The organism is Aurantiacibacter aquimixticola, from assembly GCF_003605475.1.
Lineage (GTDB): Bacteria > Pseudomonadota > Alphaproteobacteria > Sphingomonadales > Sphingomonadaceae > Alteraurantiacibacter > Alteraurantiacibacter aquimixticola_B.
Genome location: NZ_RAHX01000001.1, coordinates 1,657,015 through 1,677,592 on the forward strand (window position 1 = coordinate 1,657,015; position 20,578 = coordinate 1,677,592).

A 20,578-nucleotide genomic window follows, 5' to 3' on the forward strand; every position below is an offset into this window, starting at 1 on the left:
ATCACCTCAGGCCGCGTCGGCCGCCCGAAATTCGTGCGATTTGTAGCCAAGCACTATGCTGAGAACGGAAATGTCCTCGTCGATTTCATCCCAATGAATACCGGTAGGCGAGAGCTCGAATTTCTCGAGCTGATCAGGCGGTGCATTGAAAAGACGCGGATACCAGATCAAAGGCACACCGATCTCACGTCCGTCCTTAAGCGTCGTCCAGAAATTGCCTTCGTCGAAACGCACGGCGACCGGCTCGGGGAAATCCATTTCGTCAAATTTCGAAGAATCCATGCCAGTGTCTTTCGATCTCGTCGCGCTTAGACATAACCTGCCCTGCAATGCGCTTCAACTCGAGACCATTGAAGCCGCGATTATAGGCCAGTGACACGAATGGGCGGAGCCAGAATTTCGCTTCCTTCCCGTCTTTGCGCACATGAATATGCGCCGGCTCTAGCGGCGTGCCTTCATGCGCATAAAAGAAGAACCGATAGCCGCGCCACTCAAACACCTTTGGCACGTCTCAGAACTCGTCGGCAACCTGCCCTACTGGCAAGCCAGGCACTCGTCGTAATCGGTGGTCGGCAGTTCGTACTTTGCCGGTTCGCCGGTATTGTCCGCTTCCACGCCGCCAGCAAAGCCCGCGCGCTGCACCGACTTCGAGCGCAGGTAATAGAGCGACTTGATGCCCTTCTCCCACGCCTGGAAGTGCAGCATCGCCAAGTCCCACTTGTCGACATCGGCGGGGATGAAGAGGTTGAGGCTCTGCGCCTGATCGATGAAGGGCGCGCGGTCTCCGGCGAATTCGAGCAGCCAGCGCTGATCGATTTCGAAGCTGGTCTTGAACGCGGCCTTTTCTTCCGGGGTCAGGAAATCGAGATGCTGGACCGACCCGTTCTTCTCGAGGATCGAATTCCAGACATTGGTCGAATTCTTGCTCTTCTTGTCGAGCAGCTTTTCGAGATACGGGTTCTTCACGACGAAGCTGCCCGACAGAGTCTTGTGGGTGTAGATATTGGCCGGGATCGGCTCGATACAGGCGCTGGTGCCGCCGCAGATGATGCTGATCGACGCGGTCGGCGCGATTGCCATCTTGCAACTGAAACGCTCCATTGCGCCCATTTCCTCGGCATCGGGGCACGGCCCGCGTTCCTTCGCAAGCATCATGCTCGCCTCGTTCGCCTTGGCATTGATGTGCTTGAACATCTTCAGGTTCCACACCTTCGCCATCGGGCTTTCGAAGCCGATATTCTTCGACTGCAGGAAGGAGTGGAAGCCCATGACGCCGAGGCCCACGCTGCGTTCGCGCGCGGCGGAATATTTGGCACGCGCCATTTCGGGCGGGGCGCGGTCGATATAGTCCTGCAGGACATTGTCGAGAAAGCGCATGACGTCCTCGATGAATTGCTTGTCGCCGTCCCACTCTTCCCATTTTTCGAGGTTGAGCGACGAAAGGCAGCACACCGCCGTGCGATCGTTGCCGAGATGGTCGACACCGGTCGGCAGGGTGATTTCGGAGCACAGGTTCGAGGTCGAGACCTTGAGGCCCAGCTCTCGGTGATGCTTGGGCATCATGCGGTTCACGGTGTCGGCGAACACGATATAGGGCTCGCCCGTCGCCAGGCGCGTTTCGACCAGCTTCTGGAACAGGCTGCGCGCATTGACTGTGCCGCGCACGCTGCCGTCCTTGGGCGATTTGAGCTCGAACTCCTCGCCTGCGCGCACCGCTTCCATGAATTCGTCGGTGATCAGCACGCCGTGATGCAGATTCAGCGCCTTGCGGTTGAAATCGCCGCTGGGCTTACGGATTTCGAGGAATTCCTCGATCTCCGGATGGTGGATGTCGATATAGCAGGCGGCCGAGCCACGGCGCAGGCTGCCCTGGCTGATCGCCAGCGTAAGCGAGTCCATCACACGCACGAAGGGAATGATGCCGCTCGTCTTGCCGTTGAGGCCCACCGGCTCCCCGATGCCGCGCACATTGCCCCAATAGGTGCCGATGCCGCCGCCCTTGCTGGCGAGCCAGACATTCTCGTTCCAAGTGCCGACAATACCGTCGAGGCTGTCGCTGACGGAGTTGAGGTAGCAGCTGATCGGCAGACCGCGCGTGGTGCCGCCATTCGAGAGGACGGGCGTTGCCGGCATGAACCACAGGCGCGAGATGTAGTCGTAAAGCCGCTGCGCGTGCTCGGCATCGTCGGCATAGGCATCGGCGACGCGAGCGAACAGATCCTGGTAGCTTTCGTTCGGCAGCAGATACCGGTCGGTCAGCGTTTCTTTGCCGAATTCGGTCAGCAGCGCATCGCGGCTTTCATCCGTCTTCACGTCGAAGCGGCGCGGCTGGATCGTCTTGGAATCGCTCTTGGCGGCTTCGGCGGAGCTGGCGGCGGCGGCCTTCGCGGCCTCAGCCAGCGCTTCGGCGGTTGCCTCGCCCACCAGATTGTCCGTGCCTTGGTCGGTCTTGTCCATGCTCACTGCCTTCTTTCCCGCCTTGGCGGTCTTTTCGGGGGTGTCGCTCGCGATATTCTCGTCCAGTCCCATCGCCGCGTCGTCTCCATTACGAAATTCCATTGGCCGCCTATCCCCGTCTGCCTTGGGGCGAGAGCTGCGGGTGTCGTGCCGCGGCCATCGCCTATGTTCTTTTTGTGTTCGACTCGGTCAGGCCATGCCAACCTAGTCATTCCGACATGTATTCTCGACCCGTTGGAGCGAAAAACTTCTCCCCGACTGTCCACGGGTCGTGCCCGGTTTCATCCACATTCCCTGGCGACTCGTCACCCGTTCGCGCCGGAGCGCGCAATGGCTCAAAATCTAGGTCTTGTGGGTGCCCCCGGTATTTCGACCACAACCCATAGTGAATCAGCCGCGACTCGCGCGCAAGAGGGTTAAGCGCGATTTACCGTTCCCGATTACCCGGCAGCAGGGGTGTCTCAGCCACCCAACACGGTGCGACGCGTGGAAAGTCCATGGCTGGCGCGACGCGCAAGAGACAAAACACAACTGCGGAAAAAAACCTGCGCGCTTTGCGGATCGCGAATCAAAAGAATCGGTGCGTGAAATTTGCTTGCGTATTTGCATGTCGGGGCAAGTCCGGCTTGGCCCAGCAAAGGCGCTGAGCTAAAGCTGGAAAGGGCAGACCAAAGTCGGGGGTGGAGACATGATCGCATTCTTCAAGGCCATACCGTTCGGCGTTTTCCTGACCGTGCTGGTGGCGCTGTTCATGGGATCGGGCGGCGCGACGGGCGGCATGCTGAACATCTTCCCGGTCGATGTGTACCAGCCCGATTTCGGGCTCGACTTCCGCTTCTACTGGAGCTGGGTGCTGTTCCTGGGCGGGACGTTCCTCGCCTTCATCTTCATCATCATGATGGGGGATTAATCGGCGCGCCGCGCAATGCCGATGAGCGAGGCGGGGGCAAGCCCGTCCTCGTCGCCGCAGGTCATACGGATCGGCTGGAAGGCCGAGATGCCGACGCCGATCGGATAGCCGATGCGCGCGAATTCGCAGCTGCCCCAATCGACCGCGCGCTCCTTCCAAATATCTCGCGTGGGAAGCATGCTCTTACGCTGCGCGTCGGACACGCGCTGCGACGGCGCGTACAGCGAGGCCTGCCCGCTAGGCGCCGCTCCCGGTACGGGCAGCGCATAGGCCCGCTCCGGCGACTGAGTGATCGCGATCATCCCGCCAGCTACCGATATGTCGGCAGCGCCTTCCTAAGGCACCAGCACCGTGTCACGCACTTCGTCATCCGTCTCGGGATAGTCGAGCGTGTAGTGCAGCCCCCGGCTTTCGTGGCGGCGCAGGGCGCTGGTCACGATCAGCTCGGCGCACTGGTGCAGATTGCGCAGCTCAATGAGGTCCGTGGTGACACGGAAATTGCCATAATAATCGGCGATCTCGCTCGCCAGCAGGTCGATCCGGTTGCCGGCCCGCTGCAGCCGCTTCGTGGTCCGCACGATGCCGACATAATTCCACATCATCCGCCGGATCTCGGTCCAGTTCTGCTTGATGACGACTTCCTCGTCGGAATCGGTCACTCGGCTTTCGTCCCATTCGCGGATGGCGGGCGGGGCATCGAACCCGTCCCAATGGGCAAGGATATCCTGCGCCGCCGCTTCCCCGAAAACGAAGCATTCGAGCAGTGAGTTGGAGGCGAGGCGGTTCGCGCCGTGCAGCCCGCTTTCCGTGCATTCGCCCGCGGCATAGAGGCCGGGCAGGTCGGTGCGCCCGTCGAGATCGATCACCACGCCGCCGCATGTGTAATGCTGCGCGGGCACGACCGGGATCGGCCCCGTCGTCATGTCGATGCCGAGGCCGAGCAGCTTTTCGTGAATGGTCGGGAAATGCTCACGCACGAATTCGGGCAGTTGGTGGCTGATATCGAGATGCACGTAATCCAAGCCGTAGCGCTTGATCTGGTCGTCGATGGCTCTCGCGACCACATCTCGCGGGGCGAGCTCCATCCGCTCGGCATCGTAATCCGCCATGAAGCGGTGACCCGTTTCAGGGTGGAGAAGCCTGCCACCCTCGCCGCGCACCGCCTCTGTGATGAGGAAATTCTTGACCTCCAGATTGTAGAGGCAGGTCGGGTGGAACTGCATCATCTCCATGTTGGAGACGCGCGCGCCCGCACGCCACGCCATCGCAATGCCATCGCCCGTTGCGCCCCGCGGCGCGGTGCTGAACTGGTAGACGCGCCCCGCGCCGCCCGCCGCCATGATCGTCGCCTTGGCGGTATAGGCTTCGACCTTGCCGGTCGCGACATCGAGCGCATAGGCGCCCCACACGCGGCCACTGCCCGAATATTTGCGCTCGTGCCGCCCGGTGATGAGATCGACGCAGGTGCGATCGGGCAGTAGGGTGATGTTCGGATTTTCCTCCGCCGCTTTCAGCAGCGCGGCCTGCACTGCCCAGCCGGTCGCATCGTCGACATGGACGATGCGCCGATGCGAATGCCCGCCCTCGCGGGTGAGGTGAAGGTCGCCGCTTTCCCGGTTGAAGGGCACGCCGAGCTCGCACAGCCGGTCGATCGCCTGCGGAGCGCGTTCGATCACGAATTCCACCGTCTCGCGGTCGTTCAGCCCCGCGCCCGCCACCATCGTGTCACGCACATGATCCTCGAACGTGTCGCCCGCATCGAGCACGGCGGCGATCCCGCCCTGCGCCCAAGCCGTGGATCCGCTGCGCAGCGTACCTTTGGCGAGGACGAGCACTTTGCACGTTTCGGCCAGCGTAAGCGCCGCAGTCAGCCCCGCCGCGCCCGAGCCGATGATGAGAACGTCGTGTTCGTGCTGCGCCATGCCTAACCTGCCCCCGTCAGCTGCACGAAAACATCCTCCAGATCGGCTTCGCGCGTGGTTACGTCTTCTATGCCATAGCCGTGGCTCTGCACTATGCCGAGCACATCTCCGGCGGAGGTCCTGTCGCGGTTGTAGGTGATTTCGAGCGTGCGCTCATCCAGCACCTCGGCTTTTATGAAATTGGCTTCCATCACCGGCCCGCCCAGATCCTTGTCGACGCTGACGCGCACGATCTTCTCGCGCGCCATGTCGACCAGTTCGCGCGTTGTCTTGTTGGCAATCAGTTCGCCGTGATTGATGATCGCGATGCGCTCGCACAGTTCCTCGGCTTCTTCGAGATAATGGGTGGTGAGGACCACGGTCACGCCCTGCGCATTGAGCTCGCCGACCAATTCCCACAGCTGGCGACGCAGTTCGACATCGACGCCCGCCGTCGGCTCGTCCAGCACGAGGATCGGCGGTGAATGGACCATCGCCTTGGCGATCAGCAGCCGACGCTTCATCCCGCCCGAAAGTGTGCGGGCATAGGCGTTGCGCTTGTCCTCCAGCCGCACGGCGCGCAGCAATTCCTCGGACCGGCGCAGCGCCTTGGCGACGCCATACATGCCGCCCTGGTTTTCCAGCACTTCGAACGGGGTGAAGAACGGATCGAAGACGATTTCCTGCGGGACGATGCCGATATTGAGCTTCGCATTGCGATGATCGGTGTCGATATCGTGACCCCAGATTTTCACCGTGCCGCCGCTTTTGTTGACCAGCCCCGCCATGATGTTGATCAGCGTGGACTTGCCTGCGCCATTGGGGCCGAGCAGGCCGAAGACCTGCCCCTGCGGCACGTCGAAACTCACGCCTTTCAGCGCCAGTTTCGGCGGCGCATCGCCCGCGCCTGCATATTCCTTGCGAAGATCGCGGATCTCGATTGCGGTGTCGGCCATTGCGAGGTCGCCTTAGGGTCTTTTCCGCCCGCGCGTAAAGCGATAGGGCACCGCATATGGATCACGTACCCGAAACCACAATCGTCGACACCCCTCGCGTCTGGTGCGACGGCGCCGGAGACATTCGCGGCGGCGAGAATTACAAGCCCGCCAGCCTCGGCCATCCGCGCGTGTGGATGCAGATCGACGAGAAGGGCTATGTCGATTGCGGCTATTGCGACAGGCGCTTCATTCTCGAAGGCGGCCCGGCCGATGACGGCAATGTCCCCGATGCCCGCGATCCAGGCGCGAAGCCGCTGCCGCATGGGCATGGCCCTGAGGAGGCGGACGTCGCCGGAACCTGAATGCGTAAGCCATCGTTCATGGGGTGTGTGCCATCCTGCAGGAATTGGAGAGACGCCATGAAGACACTCATCGCAACCGCCACAGCCGCCTGCGCCATCGCGCTCGCGCTTCCCGCAGCCGCGCAGGACTATTCGGACGAGGCTGAAGAAGCCTTTGCCGAACTCGTCGAAGGGCGCACCGCAGGCGAACCGCAAAGCTGCATCAGCACCTTCAATTCGAACCGCCTCAACGTGGTCGAGAATGTCGGCATCACCTATCGCCGTGGCAACACGCTCTGGGTGGCCCGCGCCCGCGATCCCGAACGGCTCGACGTCTGGGACATCCCGGTGATCGAACGCTACGGCTCGCGCCTCTGCCGCCACGATGTGCGCACCACGATCGATCGCAGTTCCGGCTTCTTCTCCGGCGTGCTGTTCCTCGAAGATTTCGTTCCCTGGACCGAAACCGAGGAAGGCTGATCCGGCATGGCCCTGGCGCCAAGGCGCTGGGCCGCCGAACTGCTGCATTTCTGGTTTCACCGCCTGACCCCGCACGATTGGTGGGGCGGCTGCGACATGGTCGACCGCGAACTTGAAAAGCGCTTTCGGCGAGAGCTGGAGGCGCTTTCGGATATGCGGGCGGAAGACTTCTGCGACCGCCCGCGTGGCGCGCTCGCCGCCGTGCTGCTGTTCGATCAGGTGCCGCGCAATATCTTCCGTGGCAGCCCACGCGCCTTTGCCTTCGATCCGCTGGCGCAGGACATCGCCAACATGGCGCTCGATCGTGGTTTTGCAGAGGCCCTACCGCGGCGTGAAGCGCCCTTTCTCGCCATGCCGCTGATGCATAGCGAGCATATTGCCGACCAGCAGCGCGCGCTCCACATGTTTCGCCAGCTGGACGGCGGGGCGAGTTTCGCTTTCGCGCGCAGCCATCACCGCATGATCGCCCGCTTCGGCCGCTTCCCGCATCGCAACGCGATGCTCGGTCGCAAAAGCACGCCCGCCGAAGAGCGCGCCGTCGCGGCGGGCTTCAGCTGGTAGCCCGCGTGGCGGCGTAGAATTCGCACAGATCGCTGACCGGACACGCATCGCATTTGGGCGCGCGGGATCGGCAGACGCGCTTGCCGAACTGGATGAGCCAGAAGTGCCCGTCGCGCATGGCCCACTCGGGGGAGCGGTCCTCCAGCTGCTGCGCCGTCTTGTCCGCCGTTTTCGCCTCGGTCAGGCCAATACGATTGCACACGCGATGGACATGTGTGTCGACCGCGATCACGTCTTTGCCGAAGGTGAAGCTCATCACGATGTCGGCGCATTTGCGACCGATGCCGGGCAGGCTCAGCAGGCCCTCGCGAGTGTCCGGCACCACGCCGCCATGTTCCGCCAGTAAAGTCTCGCAAAAGCGGCGGATATTGCGCGTCTTCATGTTGTAGAGCCCGCAAGGCTTTATCGCCCCCGCGATCGCCTCGTCGCTCAGCTCGAGCATCGCCTCAGGCGTCCTGGCAAGCGCGAACAGTGCCTTGCTCGCCTTTGCCGTGTTGCGATCGAGCGATTGGGCAGAAAGCATGCAGGAAATGCAGGAGCGGAAAGCGCTGGGCTGCCCTTTCGGCCCTTTCGCCCCGCGTGTTCTTCCGGGCATCGCCTCGGCGAGGCGACGATAGACCTCCTCGACTGCAGCGTCCGAGATCACGCCGGCAGCTTGTCCTCGACCTTTTCCAGCGTCGGATAGTCGGTGTAACCTTCCGCGCCGCCACCATAGAATGTGTCCTCGTCCGGCTCGTTATACGGGCCATCCGCCGCGATCCGCTCGGGCAGGTCGGGATTGGCGAGGAACAGGCGGCCGAAAGTGACGGCATCCGCATCGCCGCGCTCGATCCATCGGGCGGCCTCCGCCGGATCGAAATTGCCATTGGCGATGAAGGGGCCGTCGAACGCTTCGCGCATATCGCGCACGATCTTCTCGCCTTCTTCCCGGTCGCCGCCACCGGTGTGCGAATTGGGCCTGATCACGTGGAGATAGGCAAGACCGCGACCCGCGAGCTTGCGCGCGGCCGCGGGATAGGTTTCGCCAGGATGTGCGTCGCTCGTGCCGCCGGGGCCGCCCTGCGGCGACAGGCGCACGCCGACTCGATCCGCGGGCAATTCCTCGCAGACCGCGGCGACCACCTCGTCCATAAGCCGCAAGCGGTTTTCGACGCTGCCGCCATATTGATCGTCACGATCGTTCGTTCCGGACCGGATGAACTGGTCGATCAGGTAATTGTTCGCGCAATGCACCTCCACGCCATCGAAACCGGCCTGGGCGGCGCAGCGGGCGGCGTGGCGGTAATCCTCGATCAGGCCGGGGATTTCCTCGGTGCGCAGGGCGCGGGCCTGCTGAAACGGAACCTTCGGGCCATCCTCGTGCCGGTCCCCCACGAAAGCCTCGCCGTCCGGGGTCCACGCGCTGGCGGAAACGGGCTGGCCGCCATCCGGCTGGAATACCGGATGCGAAATCGCGCCGACATGCCAGAGCTGGCAGAAAATCCGTCCGCCGGCATTATGCACCGCATCGGTGACCGGCTTCCAGCTTTCGACCTGCGCGTCGGTAAAAATTCCCGGCGTCCAGGTATAGCCCTGCCCCTGCTGGCTGATCTGCGTCGCCTCGCTCACGATCAGTCCGCCGCCCGCGCGCTGGCTGTAATACAGCGCATGAAGTCCTGTCTGCGTCGCGCTTTTCGCTTCGGAGCGGCTGCGCGTGAGCGGCGCCATGAAAATGCGGTTGGGCGCGGTAAATGCACCGATCTCGGCGGGCTTGAACAGCGGGGCGAGCGAACGGTCGGCGGGCATTATGGGCGATGTCATTCGGGAATGTCTCCGATAAGGGGTTTCCGGTCGAACGGCCCGCCACACGCGCCGGTTCCGGCGCTCAGATCGAAGGGATCAACGCAGTCCCGGTGTCGCACCATTCAAGGATCGGGCAGGCCTCGCAATGCGGCTTGGCCGGGCGGCAATGCACCTGGCCAAGTCGCTTTACCAGCAGGTGATGCTCGTCGATATCGGCGGCTGACCATTCCGGCGGCAGAAGCGGCATGAGCGCATCGTACGCGCGCTGCGTATCCGCCTTGGGCGGGACGAGACCGATGCGCTGCACCACGCGGCGATGATGCCCGTCGATCACCAGGGCGCGGCGCTGGAAGACGCTGGTATTCATCACCCCGGCCGCAATCTTGCGACCCACGCCCGGAAGATCCTCGAGCCAGGCCATTGCGTCGTCGTCGGGCACGTTGGAAAGGTGCCGCAGATCCACGCCGCCGCGAGCGTCGATTATGGCTTGCAGACACGCCTTCAATCGCTCGGCGGCGACGGAAGGAAAGGTTTGCGTGCGCAGCAGTTCTTCGAGTTCGGAAAGCTCCGCCTGCGCCACGCTTTCCCAAGACCCGTAGCGCGCTTTCAGAGCATCGGTCGATGCGTTGGAGATCGCCGTTCTGGTCTGCGCCCCGATCACGCCCTGCACCAGCGTCCACACCGGATCGCGGCGCTTGTCGTCGGGCCGCTCTATCCGTCCGAAAGCCCGGATCAGCGCCGCGTGAATATGCGACAGGATTTCCGTGCGCGGATCGGGACCGAGGGGAAGCTGGCCCGTCAGCTTTTCGTCCGATAATGCCGTTCGAACAACGCTTCCCGCTCCGCCTTCTTCATCCCTGCGCTCTCCTCCACGAACCGATCGCGGTCCTCGCGCGTGGCGAACACCCACACGCACACGCTGTCGGTCCCATGGTAAATCGCCTTCAGCTCGTCGTCGATCGTGGTGAGTTCGTCCGGCATGGTGACGGGCACGCAGACGGCGAAGGGAGATGGACCGATCATGTCCACCCCTCCGCCTATTCCCACTCGATCGTGCCGGGCGGCTTGCTGGTGTAGTCGTAGACCACGCGATTGATGCCCTTCACCTCGTTGATGATGCGAGTGGCGACGCGGCTCAGGAAACTGGCGTCGAAGGGATAGACATCGGCGGTCATGCCATCGGTGCTGGTCACGGCGCGCAGGCCGCACACGCTGTCGTACGTGCGCCCATCGCCCATCACGCCGACGGTCTTGACCGGCAACAGCACGGCGAAGGCCTGCCAGATCGCATCGTAGAGGCCCGCATTGCGGATTTCCTCCAGATAGATCGCGTCGGCCTTGCGCAGGATGTCGCAGCGTTCCTTGGTGACTTCGCCGGGGATGCGGATGGCAAGGCCCGGGCCGGGGAACGGGTGACGACCGACGAACACTTCGGGCAGGCCGAGCTCGCGGCCCAATTCGCGCACCTCGTCCTTGAACAGTTCGCGCAAGGGCTCGACCAGCTGCATGTTCATGCGTTCGGGCAGGCCGCCGACATTGTGGTGGCTCTTGATCGTGACGCTCGGCCCGCCGGTGAAACTGACGCTTTCGATAACGTCGGGATAGAGCGTGCCTTGCGCCAGGAAATCCGCACCGCCGATCTCCCCTGCCTCGTCCTCGAAGACATCGATGAAGGTCTTGCCGATGAATTTGCGCTTCTTCTCGGGGTCGGTCTCGCCCGCCAGGCCGGACATGAACATCTCTTCGGCGTCCACATGGACGAGCGGGATGTTGTAATGCTCTTTGAAGAGCGAAACGACCTGCTCTGCTTCGCCCATCCGCATCAGTCCGTGATCGACGAACACGCAGGTCAGCTGCTCGCCGATCGCTTCGTGGATCAGAACGGCGGCAACCGCGCTGTCGACCCCGCCCGAAAGCCCGCAGATTACTTTGCCATCGCCCACCTGTTCGCGGATTTCGGCGATCTTGGTCTTGCGGAATTCGGCCATCGTCCAGTCGCCTGCAAGCCCGCAGACGTGGCGCACGAAATTGGCGATCAGCCGCGCGCCGTCGGGCGTGTGGACGACTTCGGGGTGGAACTGGATACCGTAGAAGCGCCTGTCCTCGTTGCAGGTGACGGCAAAGGGCGCGCCCTCGCTGGTGGCGACGGGGGTGAAGCCGTCGGCAAGCTCGGTCACCTTGTCGCCATGACTCATCCAGACCTGGTGCCGCTCGCCGACCTTCCACATGCCGTCGAACAGCGTGCAGTCGCTTTCGATATCGACGAAGGCGCGGCCAAATTCGCCCATATCGTGGCTCAGCACATTGCCGCCGAGCTGCTTGGTCATCACCTGCTGGCCGTAACAGATGCCGAGGATCGGGACGCCCGCGTCGTAAAAGCTTTCGGGCGCGAGCGGCGGATCCTCGTCATTCACGCTGGCCGGGCCGCCGGACAAGATGATGCCCCTGGGACTCATGCGCTCGAACACCTCTGCCGCCTGGCTGAACGGCGCGATCTCCGAATAGACGCCGGCCTCACGAACGCGGCGGGCGATAAGCTGGGTGACCTGGCTGCCGAAATCGACGATCAGGATGGAATCGGGAAGGTGGTCTGGCTGCATGAACGCGCTCTGCCGAATGGGCACGGGGCTGTCCAGCATGGGCCGCGAAACGGTTCCCGAGGCCATGTTGCAAAGCGCGCAACACTTGTCGATTATTTCACACTTGTGAAATATACCTCTGTCCCACACATGGGCGATCACAGCGGTCGGAAGTCTTCCGGCCACGCCATCTTCGACATCAAAAAGGATTCTCATCATGCGCAATGCTGCCATGCATCTGTTCGCCTCGCTCGCCGCCGTCACCATCAGCTCCACGCTGTTCTTCGGCGTGATCTGAGCGCTCGAGGCACTCGACAAAAAGACGGCCGCTCCAGCAATGGGGCGGCCTTTTTCGTGTCCGCCAGGAGTGTTGCATTGTGTGCAACATATGTCGCTTATTTCGCATTTGCGCAATTAAATTAGCGGGATTATCTGCGCTCCCAACGGCGCATCGAGGTAAGCGATGCGTCTGTCCCAAACCCCGCGGCCCGCAGCTCCCCTCCCCTTCCCGCTGCCGGCCATGCGACAATGGCCGTCACCGATCCACCTGTCCCCGGATCGCTGGCGGCCATTCTTGCATCTGCAGCCTTTTCAGATTCGGGCGAGCAGCCGGTCCATCGCTTCGCGCTGTTCCGGGCCGGCGAAATCGCGCAGTTCCGCAACGATCCGCCGCGCCTCGCCATTGCGACCGTTGGCGACCAGCGCATTGGCATAATGCCAGCGGATCTGGAGATTGCCGGGCTGCCCGTCGATCGCCGCGGATAGATGGCGCAGGGCCGCTTCACGCTGGCCGTTCTCCAGCAGGATCCAGCCGAGCGTATCGCGCACCCGCGGATCGCGTGGCGCCAGCTCGTGCGCCAGGCGCGCGCGGCGCAGCGCCTCGCTCTTGTCCCCTGCGCCCAAGGCGGCATGGGCGGCGTTGTTAAGGATGACGGCATCGCTGCCTCCGCCCGCGTCGACAAGCGCTGCGTAACGCCGTTCGGCAAGTTCGGCATCGCCATCCGCAAAGGCGCGCTGTGCATCGCGCACGGCTTGCGCAAACCCTTCGGGTCGCTGGCGATTGAGCCGGGCCGAGAAGCGATCTTCCTCGTCCAGCCGTGCCGCAAGGCTGGATGCCAGTGCGAGAATTTGCGGCGTCGCCGTCGCACTGTCCGCCAGCGGAGCGGCGATGTCCCACGCAGCGCGCGGCTCGCCTTCCTCTGCCAGAGCGCGCGCCAGCACGGTGCTCGCGTGCATATGTCCCGGCTGCTGCGCCAGGAAGCGTTCCAGATGGGCGCGCGCCTGTGCCGGGAAGCCCCGCAGATAGGCGATCTCACCCATCAGCAGACGGCCTTGCGGTATCTTGCCGATATCGCCTTCGGCGCGCTGGATCAGCGCGTTGGCCTCGTCGAGATCGCCTTCGAGAAAAGCGAGACGGGCACCGAGCAGCAGCGCCATCGGATGGCCCGGAGCGCGTGCCTCGATCTCGGCGAGATGCTCACGCGCCGCCGCCGCATTTCCAAGATCGCCCTCGACCGCTGCCAGCGCGAAAAGCGCGCCCAGATCGGCCGGGTTGTGCTGCCTTGCGGAGGCATAGATTTCGCGCGCGCCCTCATGGTCGCCACGCATTGCACGCAACTGGCCTGCCAGCATCAGCGCATCGATATTCTCGTCATCAGCGGCAAGCGCGCGCTCGGACAGGATTTTCGCATCGCCAAGCGCTCGCCGTGACAGGGCGATCGCGCCGCGCAAAGCGAGCAGGCGAGCATCCGTGGCATGTGTTTCGACCGCAACATCGGCGCGTTTTAGAGCTTCGGCGAGCCGTTCGAGTTCGCCAAGGGCGCGGATGGCGACCCATTCGGCCAAGGGATCGGAAGGGGATGCGTCGGCGCGCTCCAGCGCAAGCGCGAAATCGCCGCGCAGCAATGCTGCGTGCGCGCTCATCGCGGCTATGTCGGCAGGGGGCTGTGCACGGGCTTGCAGCTGGTCGATAACGCGCTGCGCACTCTCGCCATCGCCAAGCGCGAGCAGGGTGCGCGCATACAGCTCAGCCGCACGCGGATCGGGATTTTCGGAATTCGTGGCATTCGCCAGCGCCACACGTGCTGCGTGGTAATCGCGCTCCGCAAAGGCCGCTTCGCCTGTCGCCAGCGGATCGCCAGCGGAAATGCCGCACCCCGCAAGGGAAATCGCGAGCGCGGCTGCCAGAATCGAATTGCGAATGATCATGACCGGACCTGTAGAGGCGCGGTGTTAAAAGGCGGCTAAGCGGCGACGCAGGACTGTGCGCCGCCGCTTCCCCCTGTTAGGCCGCAGTCTTGCGACGGCGCAGCGAGTACGCACCGGCGAGGCCCAGGCCGAACAACAGCAGGCCCGCAGGTGCCGGCACCGGCGTTCCCGGACGTTCGGTCAGGATGAAGTTGATGTCCCAGTGCTTGAGTGCATTGAGATGCGGATCGAGGAAATTCAGCCAGCTCGAACCGCCGAAATCGCCTGTCTTGTCGTTCGCGCCGATGCCGAACTGAAACACCGTATCGCCCGCAAATGGATCATGCGCATTCAGCGTGTATGTCTTGCTGCCGATTGTGATCGTGCCGCTGGCATTCGTGAAATAGTCCTGCACGCTCGGATCGTACGGGCCGCCATTCCCCTTGTAATCGAAGCCGGTGCCATCGAGCGAATCGAGCAATCCCGAAAGCGAAAGATCGAGCGTGGCGACCTTGCCGAGGCTGTTGATCGCCGTCCCTGTAAAGGTGCCGGTACCCGCATCGGTGTCGACCGAGAAGGTCGTACCATCCTGAAAGGAATAGCGACGCTTGCAGCCGCTGCCGAGCGTGTTGGTCCAGAGCCCGTGCGAACAACCGCCGGAATACCAGGCGTCGGACACGTCGTATTCTAGAACGTCGGCCTGCGCCGGCGTGGCAAATGCGAGCGCGAAGCCGGCCCCCATCAATGCAAGTCTGGTCTTCATCGTCATTCCCCCGCTGAGTTCGAATCTGGGTGTGTCGTCAGCATCGGGGTGGGACAAAGCGCCGCGCGAAGCGATGGCGCAAATGCCGCCGTTTCAATTTGGGGCAGAAGGGGAGGTTCGCTTATTCATTGAAATCGACCGGCACAACGAAAGCCGCCGACCCCTCGGTGGAAGGATCGGCGACGTTTCTGGCCATCGATGCGTTGGCGGATTGGCAGAGGTTAGGTCGCTGGCGCAGTCCCTGCTTTCGCGCCCCAGCCGGGTTCGAATTCCGACTTCCGGGCAGCGATCACATAGATCAGAATGCCGACGCCGCATTTGGCGATAATATCGGCGATCGTATAACCGACCTGCAAAGCCGTCTCCACGCTGCCTCCACCGGCACCGACGAACGGCGCCATGTAAACGATCGGGTAGAAGCCCCATGATGCGAATGTCACGAGGCGCGCGTCCTTGATCAGCTTGCGCACTTCGACGGGCTGGCGCTCGATACTTTCACCCAGGCCCTTGAACAGCTCCCACACGATGTAGAGGAACGGAATGGTCGACAAGGCGCCCCAGATCGCGCGCTCCTGAATGGTGTCGGAAATCTCTCCGGGATATCCCAGGATGATCATGAGGGCAGCGGCGATGCCAAGCTTCCAGCTCTTGGAAACGGTTTCGCTGCGGCTCAGCTTCATGACGAGGACAAGCTCGATCAGCAGAAGCGGAACGGTCAAGAGCCAATCGACATAACGATACGCATCGTTGAAGGCGAGGCCGGTTACCGTCACCGTTCCGTCGATGACATCGTAAGCGGAGTCCCAACTCTCGAAAATGCGCCAATAGTGATATGCAGCAATCGCCGTGACAAGTCCCGATATCGTCAGTGCCGTTCGATATGCAGGTGCGACCTGCGATCGCGCAAACCACAAAAACAATGTCGTGGCTGCCATACACGCAAGCGTGAATGAAAACGCATTGTAAACAAAGAAATATTGGGATGCCGATAAAAGATCGACATTTTGCTCCGGGGCTGCTGGGGCCATTTTAGCTTCTCCTCTTCCACTTCTTAGAAGGTGGAGTGGGTGTGCTGCGCTTTTATTTGGCGTTCGTCAAAACAGACATAGTGCTGCATTATTCGCTACCGCAGCAATGTGCTGCACGTGCGAGACGAGCGCCGCTGTTTTGTTTTCGGCTTGGCCTTCGGAGCGAGCGCGGTTTCCAGGTTTGCGGCCGCGCTTTCGAGACTTGGCCCATCCGATACGCACGCACGTGGATAACAGGCCCGGATATTGCGCGCTCCGCTTGGGCTTTGGGCGCGCAAACCCTATATATTGCGGCATGGACGATACCCCCGAAACGAATGGCGAGACCGCCCCCGACAATGGCAAGCGGATGGGCGAATACAGTTCCGACAGTATCAAGGTGCTCAAGGGCCTCGATGCCGTACGCAAGCGGCCCGGCATGTATATCGGCGACACCGATGACGGTTCCGGCCTGCACCACATGGTGTTCGAAGTCAGCGACAACGCCATCGACGAGGCGCTGGCGGGCCATTGCGACCTGGTACTGATCGAATTGAACGCCGATGGCAGCGTCTCGGTGGAGGACAATGGCCGCGGCATTCCGGTGGACATCCACAAGGAAGAAGGCGTGTCCGCCGCCGAAGTCATCATGACCCAGCTGCACGCGGGCGGTAAGTTCGAAAACACCAGTGACGACAACGCCTACAAGGTCTCGGGCGGCCTCCACGGTGTGGGTGTCTCGGTGGTCAATGCGCTCAGCGAGTGGCTCGAACTGCGAGTCTGGCGCAATGGCAAGGAGCACTGGATGCGCTTCGAGCATGGCGATGCGGTGGAAAGCCTGCGCGTTATCGACGATGCGCCACCGGTTGGCTCCAATGGCGACGATGATGGCCTGAAAAAGGGCACGCGGGTCACATTCATGCCGTCCCACGACACATTCAAGAACGTGACCGAATTCGATTTCGAGAAGCTGGAGCACCGCTACCGCGAGCTCGCTTTCCTCAATTCCGGCGTGCGCATCCTGCTGCGCGATGTCCGGCATGAAGAGCCGGTGGAGCACGATCTGTTCTACGAAGGCGGCATCGCGGCTTTCGTCAAATGGCTCGACCGCAACAAGCAGCCGCTCGTGCCGGAGCCGATTTCCGTCAGCGCGGAAAAGGACGGCATCGGCATCGACGTCGCGCTTGAGTGGAACGATTCCTATTACGAAAACGTGCTTTGCTTCACGAACAACATTCCGCAGCGCGATGGCGGCACGCACCTGGCCGCCTTTCGGGCGGCGCTGACCCGAACGCTCAACAATTACGCCCAGAATTCGGGGCTGATGAAGAATGCCAAGGTCTCGCTATCGGGCGAAGACATGCGCGAAGGCCTGACCGCGATCGTCTCCGTGAAACTGCCCGATCCCAAGTTTGGCTCGCAGACGAAGGACAAGCTGGTCAGTTCCGAAGTACGCCAGCCGCTCGAAAGCCTGATGGGCGAGAAGATGACGGAGTGGCTCGAGGAAAATCCGAACGACGCCAAGGCGATCGTCCAGAAGATCATCGACGCCGCCGCCGCCCGCGAAGCGGCCCGCAAGGCGCGCGAGATGAGCCGCAAGGGCGCGATGAGCGTCGCATCGCTGCCGGGCAAGCTTTCCGACTGCCGCGAACGCGATCCGGCCAAGAGCGAAATCTTCCTGGTCGAGGGTGATTCCGCCGGCGGCTCGGCCAAGAGCGGGCGCGACAGCAAGTATCAGGCGATCCTCCCGCTGAAGGGCAAGATCCTGAATGTGGAGCGCGCCCGGTTCGACCGGATCATCAGCTCGAAGGAAGTCGGAACGCTGATCCAGGCGATGGGCACGGGCCTGCGCGACGAGTTCAACCTGGAAAAGCTGCGCTATCACAAGATCGTCATCATGACGGACGCCGACGTCGACGGCGCGCATATCCGCACGCTGCTGCTGACGTTCTTCCATCGCCAGATGCCCGAGATCATCAAGGCCGGGCATCTGTTCATCGCCCAGCCGCCGCTGTTCAAGGTCGCCAAGGGCAAGAGCGAGGTCTACCTGAAGGACCAGGGCGCGCTCGATCGCTATCTTGTCCAGAACGGCTTGCAGGATCGGGTGCTGGAAACGGCGGGCGGCGCGCGTTCGGGCGCGGACCTTGCCGATCTTGTCGAGCAGGCGCTGCTGCTGAAGAACACACTCGCCTTCGCGCCGCGCAAATACGATCCCGCCGTGATCGAAGCGATGGCAATGGCAGGCGCGCTGGAGCCGGGTCTGGCGACGGATGCGCGCAACGAGCGCCTCGCTCATGCCGCCCATCAGATGCAATTGAGCGATAGCGAAGCCGAATGGTCCGCGCGAGTGACCGAAGCGGGCGATGTCCGCTTCGATCGCGTCTGGCGCGGCGTTACCGATGTCCATCTGATCGAGGCCAAATTCCTCGATAGCGCTGAATCGCGCAAGCTGCACACCCGCGGTGTCGCGCAGGCTGAAACCTATTCTGCGCCGGCAAGGCTGGTGAAGTCTGGCAGCGGCGATGCCCAGCCGGTGGAGGACAATCCCGACGAAACCGATGCCGATGCGCCCGCTTTCGATCCGCAGACCGCGATCCTGCGCCCCACGCAGCTGCTCGATGCCGTGCTGACGGCGGGCCGCAAGGGGCTCTCGGTCAGCCGCTATAAGGGCCTTGGTGAAATGAATGCCGAGCAGCTGTGGGAGACCACGCTCGATCCCGAAAACCGGGAGCTGCTGCAGGTGAAGGTCGAAGATGCCGATGTGACCGACGAGATCTTCACCCGCCTGATGGGCGATATCGTCGAACCGCGCCGCGAATTCATTCAGGACAATGCCCTCAATGTCGCGAATCTGGACGTCTGAGGCACGCACCTGATGAGCACGAAGGAGGGCCGCGCGCAGCTCGAAAGCGGAGGGTATCTCGTTTTCCTCGCGCTGGTGACGATCGCCTTCATCGCGATCATCTGGCCCTTCGTCATGCCGATACTGTGGGCGACACTCGCGGCGATCATGTTCCAGCCGCTCTACCAGTGGTTTCACCGCCGCATGGGCGGCGAAAACCGTGCGGCCATTATGACGCTGCTGGTGATCACTGTCGCGATCATCATCCCGGCGCTGCTGATCGGCGGCGTAGTGGTAGAGCAGGCGACTTCGCTGATCGTCGCCTTTCGCGAAGGGCGGATCGATCTCGCCGGATGGTTCGATGCCGTGCACGATGCCTTGCCTGCGGCCGTGCAGGCCAATCTCGACCTGCAGGGCTTCGGCACGGCGGAGCTAGTGCAGGAGCGCGCGCGCGAACTGGCGTTGGAAAGCTCCGGCCTGATCGCGCGCGAGGCACTGGCCATCACCGAAAGCGCGCTGGGCTTCCTGCTGGCCTTCGGCGTCGGCCTTTACGTCGCCTATTTCCTGCTTCGCGACGGGCACGAGATCGGCGAACGGGTGAAAGCGCACTTGCCCGTCGCGGGCGGAATTGCCGAGCGACTGGCGGAACGGTTCCTTGCCATCACCCGCGCGACCATCAAGGGCTCCATCGTCGTCGGACTGGTGCAGGGTGCGCTGGGCGCGGCGACCTACTGGATCGCGGGCGTGCCCTCGGTCGTGCTGCTCGGCCTGCTGACCGCGCTCTTCTCCCTGCTCCCCGCCATCGGGCCGGCCATCGTCTGGCTGCCCATCGCCATCTATCTGCTGGCGACGGGCGATATCTGGCAAGGGGTGCTGGTCCTCTTCTCCGGCGTCGCGATCATCGGGATGGTCGATAATGTCCTTCGCCCGATATTGGTGGGCCGGGACACCGGCATTCCCGACTGGATGATCCTGATCTCCACGCTTGGCGGCATCGCCGCGCTGGGGCTGGCCGGGATCGTGATCGGCCCGATGCTGGCGGGGCTGTTCCTTGCCGGATGGTCCATCCTCAACGAAACGCGCGACACCCGTATCGAAGCGCCCGCCGCCTGATGCGCGTTCAGCCCGGAAGCCAGGAAGAAAAGGTCGGACGGCTGATTCTCGCCGCCGTGCTCGTGATGTTCCTGCCGACGATTCCGCTCGGCAATTACCTGATCTATCCCTTCGTCATCCTGTCGACCTGGTTCCACGAGATGGGACACGGCCTTACCGCGCTGGTATTGGGACAAGACTTCGAACTGCTGGTCATCAATTCCGACGGATCCGGCTACGCCCAGTCGCGCGCCGATATGGAAGCCTCGGGCCTGTCGATGGCGCTGATCGCTGCGGGAGGCCCATTGGGTCCGAGTGTCGTCGGATCGGTCCTGATTCTGGCGAGCGCGGTGCGCAAATATTGGCGACCCGCGCTTTACGGCTTGGCAGGCGCACTGGCGATTTCAACCGTGATCTGGGTGCGCAGCACCGTGGGCTGGATCGTCCTTCCGGCACTGGCCGCCGCTTTCGCGTGGGTTGCATGGCGCGGGCAGGACTGGCTGCGCCTCTTCGCCCTGCAATTCGTCGGCGTGCTCGCCGCACTCAGCATGTTTCGCGATTTCGACTACCTGTTCTCGGAAAGCGCGGTGATAGGCGGGCAGCCGATGCTCTCGGACACCGGCGCGATGGAGCAGGCGCTGGCCTTTCCCTACTGGCTGTGGGCCATTCTCATAATCGTCGTGTCGGGCGGGATGATCGGGGCGAGCCTGAAATACGCCCTCAATCGCGACGGCTGAT

At 62.8% G+C, this 20,578-nt stretch carries 21 protein-coding genes; 7 read left to right on the forward strand and 14 right to left on the reverse strand.

All coding sequences use genetic code 11. The annotated features are described in order from the left end of the window. Positions 1-6: 6 nt before the first annotated feature. The 3 genes from D6201_RS08340 to D6201_RS08350 are packed head-to-tail and all read right to left on the reverse strand — an operon-like array spanning position 7 to position 2,559. On the reverse strand, positions 7-282 hold the full coding sequence (locus tag D6201_RS08340; protein ID WP_242447484.1) for a DUF2442 domain-containing protein: 276 nt from the start codon (positions 280-282) through the stop codon (positions 7-9). Continuing rightward, complete coding sequence (locus tag D6201_RS08345; RefSeq protein WP_120048371.1) at positions 263-508, reverse strand: DUF4160 domain-containing protein; 246 nt, start codon at positions 506-508, stop codon at positions 263-265. The genes D6201_RS08340 and D6201_RS08345 overlap by 20 nt, the downstream gene beginning before the upstream one ends. 26 nt (positions 509-534) lie before the next feature. Then, a complete protein-coding gene (locus D6201_RS08350; protein ID WP_120048372.1) occupies positions 535-2,559 on the reverse strand; it encodes a ribonucleoside-diphosphate reductase subunit alpha in 2,025 nt (674 codons plus the stop codon). A gap of 586 nt (positions 2,560-3,145) precedes the next feature. On the opposite strand from D6201_RS08350, the gene D6201_RS08355 reads away from it, so the two are divergent. Next, positions 3,146-3,367, forward strand: a complete 222-nt coding sequence (locus D6201_RS08355) for a hypothetical protein (protein WP_120048373.1) — start codon at positions 3,146-3,148, stop codon at positions 3,365-3,367. Here D6201_RS08355 and D6201_RS08360 read toward each other — a convergent pair. Genes D6201_RS08360 through D6201_RS08370 form a run of 3 tightly spaced genes read right to left on the reverse strand, consistent with a single transcriptional unit; the run spans position 3,364 to position 6,224 of the window. Beyond that, positions 3,364-3,669, reverse strand: coding sequence for a hypothetical protein (locus tag D6201_RS08360; protein WP_120048374.1), 306 nt, complete (start codon positions 3,667-3,669; stop codon positions 3,364-3,366). The genes D6201_RS08355 and D6201_RS08360 overlap by 4 nt on opposite strands. A 33-nt stretch (positions 3,670-3,702) precedes the next feature. After that, positions 3,703-5,289: an L-aspartate oxidase gene (gene nadB, locus D6201_RS08365; RefSeq protein WP_120048375.1), complete on the reverse strand. Its 1,587-nt coding sequence runs from the start codon at positions 5,287-5,289 to the stop codon at positions 3,703-3,705. 2 nt (positions 5,290-5,291) lie between these two features. Continuing rightward, positions 5,292-6,224 (reverse strand): ABC transporter ATP-binding protein, encoded by a 933-nt coding sequence (locus D6201_RS08370; RefSeq protein WP_120048376.1) that lies wholly within the window; start codon positions 6,222-6,224, stop codon positions 5,292-5,294. Between the two features lie 56 nt (positions 6,225-6,280). On the opposite strand from D6201_RS08370, the gene D6201_RS08375 reads away from it, so the two are divergent. From D6201_RS08375 to D6201_RS08385, 3 genes are read left to right on the forward strand one after another with little or no spacing between them, the layout of a single operon-like run. Beyond that, positions 6,281-6,568, forward strand: coding sequence for a zinc-finger domain-containing protein (locus D6201_RS08375; protein ID WP_120048377.1), 288 nt, complete (start codon positions 6,281-6,283; stop codon positions 6,566-6,568). Positions 6,569-6,625: 57 nt separating this feature from the next. After that, the gene (locus D6201_RS08380; RefSeq protein ID WP_120048378.1) at positions 6,626-7,027 is read left to right on the forward strand and encodes a hypothetical protein; all 402 of its coding nucleotides are present in this window, start codon (positions 6,626-6,628) and stop codon (positions 7,025-7,027) included. A gap of 6 nt (positions 7,028-7,033) precedes the next feature. Beyond that, positions 7,034-7,588, forward strand: a complete 555-nt coding sequence (locus D6201_RS08385; protein ID WP_120048379.1) for a DUF924 family protein — start codon at positions 7,034-7,036, stop codon at positions 7,586-7,588. Here the strand turns inward: D6201_RS08385 and D6201_RS08390 are convergent. The 8 genes from D6201_RS08390 to D6201_RS08425 form a co-directional block, all read right to left on the reverse strand. Beyond that, positions 7,578-8,111: an endonuclease III domain-containing protein gene (locus D6201_RS08390; RefSeq protein WP_242447485.1), complete on the reverse strand. Its 534-nt coding sequence runs from the start codon at positions 8,109-8,111 to the stop codon at positions 7,578-7,580. The two genes, D6201_RS08385 and D6201_RS08390, sit on opposite strands and share 11 nt — an antisense overlap. 119 nt (positions 8,112-8,230) lie before the next feature. Continuing rightward, positions 8,231-9,388, reverse strand: a complete 1,158-nt coding sequence (locus tag D6201_RS08395; protein ID WP_242447486.1) for an alkene reductase — start codon at positions 9,386-9,388, stop codon at positions 8,231-8,233. A 64-nt stretch (positions 9,389-9,452) separates the two neighbouring features. Then, positions 9,453-10,052 (reverse strand): endonuclease III domain-containing protein, encoded by a 600-nt coding sequence (locus D6201_RS08400; RefSeq protein WP_242447487.1) that lies wholly within the window; start codon positions 10,050-10,052, stop codon positions 9,453-9,455. A 116-nt stretch (positions 10,053-10,168) separates the two neighbouring features. Continuing rightward, positions 10,169-10,393 carry a hypothetical protein gene (locus tag D6201_RS08405; RefSeq protein WP_199798183.1) on the reverse strand — a complete coding sequence of 75 codons (225 nt, stop codon included), beginning with the start codon at positions 10,391-10,393 and terminating at the stop codon, positions 10,169-10,171. Positions 10,394-10,407: 14 nt separating this feature from the next. Beyond that, positions 10,408-11,970 (reverse strand): glutamine-hydrolyzing GMP synthase, encoded by a 1,563-nt coding sequence (gene guaA, locus D6201_RS08410; RefSeq protein ID WP_120049304.1) that lies wholly within the window; start codon positions 11,968-11,970, stop codon positions 10,408-10,410. Positions 11,971-12,540: 570 nt separating this feature from the next. Continuing rightward, positions 12,541-14,157, reverse strand: coding sequence for a tetratricopeptide repeat protein (locus D6201_RS08415; protein WP_120048382.1), 1,617 nt, complete (start codon positions 14,155-14,157; stop codon positions 12,541-12,543). Positions 14,158-14,233: 76 nt separating this feature from the next. After that, positions 14,234-14,899 carry a PEP-CTERM sorting domain-containing protein gene (locus tag D6201_RS08420; protein WP_165853524.1) on the reverse strand — a complete coding sequence of 222 codons (666 nt, stop codon included), beginning with the start codon at positions 14,897-14,899 and terminating at the stop codon, positions 14,234-14,236. A 221-nt stretch (positions 14,900-15,120) separates the two neighbouring features. Continuing rightward, positions 15,121-15,927, reverse strand: a complete 807-nt coding sequence (locus tag D6201_RS08425; protein ID WP_120048384.1) for a bacteriorhodopsin-like — start codon at positions 15,925-15,927, stop codon at positions 15,121-15,123. Between the two features lie 295 nt (positions 15,928-16,222). On the opposite strand from D6201_RS08425, the gene gyrB reads away from it, so the two are divergent. From gyrB to D6201_RS08440, 3 genes are read left to right on the forward strand one after another with little or no spacing between them, the layout of a single operon-like run. After that, on the forward strand, positions 16,223-18,769 hold the full coding sequence (gyrB, locus tag D6201_RS08430) for a DNA topoisomerase (ATP-hydrolyzing) subunit B (protein ID WP_193725694.1): 2,547 nt from the start codon (positions 16,223-16,225) through the stop codon (positions 18,767-18,769). Positions 18,770-18,781: 12 nt separating this feature from the next. Next, complete coding sequence (locus D6201_RS08435) at positions 18,782-19,861, forward strand: AI-2E family transporter (RefSeq protein ID WP_120048385.1); 1,080 nt, start codon at positions 18,782-18,784, stop codon at positions 19,859-19,861. Beyond that, entirely contained in the window at positions 19,861-20,577 is a 717-nt protein-coding gene (locus D6201_RS08440) for a M50 family metallopeptidase (RefSeq protein WP_120048386.1), read from the forward strand. The genes D6201_RS08435 and D6201_RS08440 overlap by 1 nt, the downstream gene beginning before the upstream one ends. The last annotated feature ends 1 nt before the right edge of the window (position 20,578 follow it).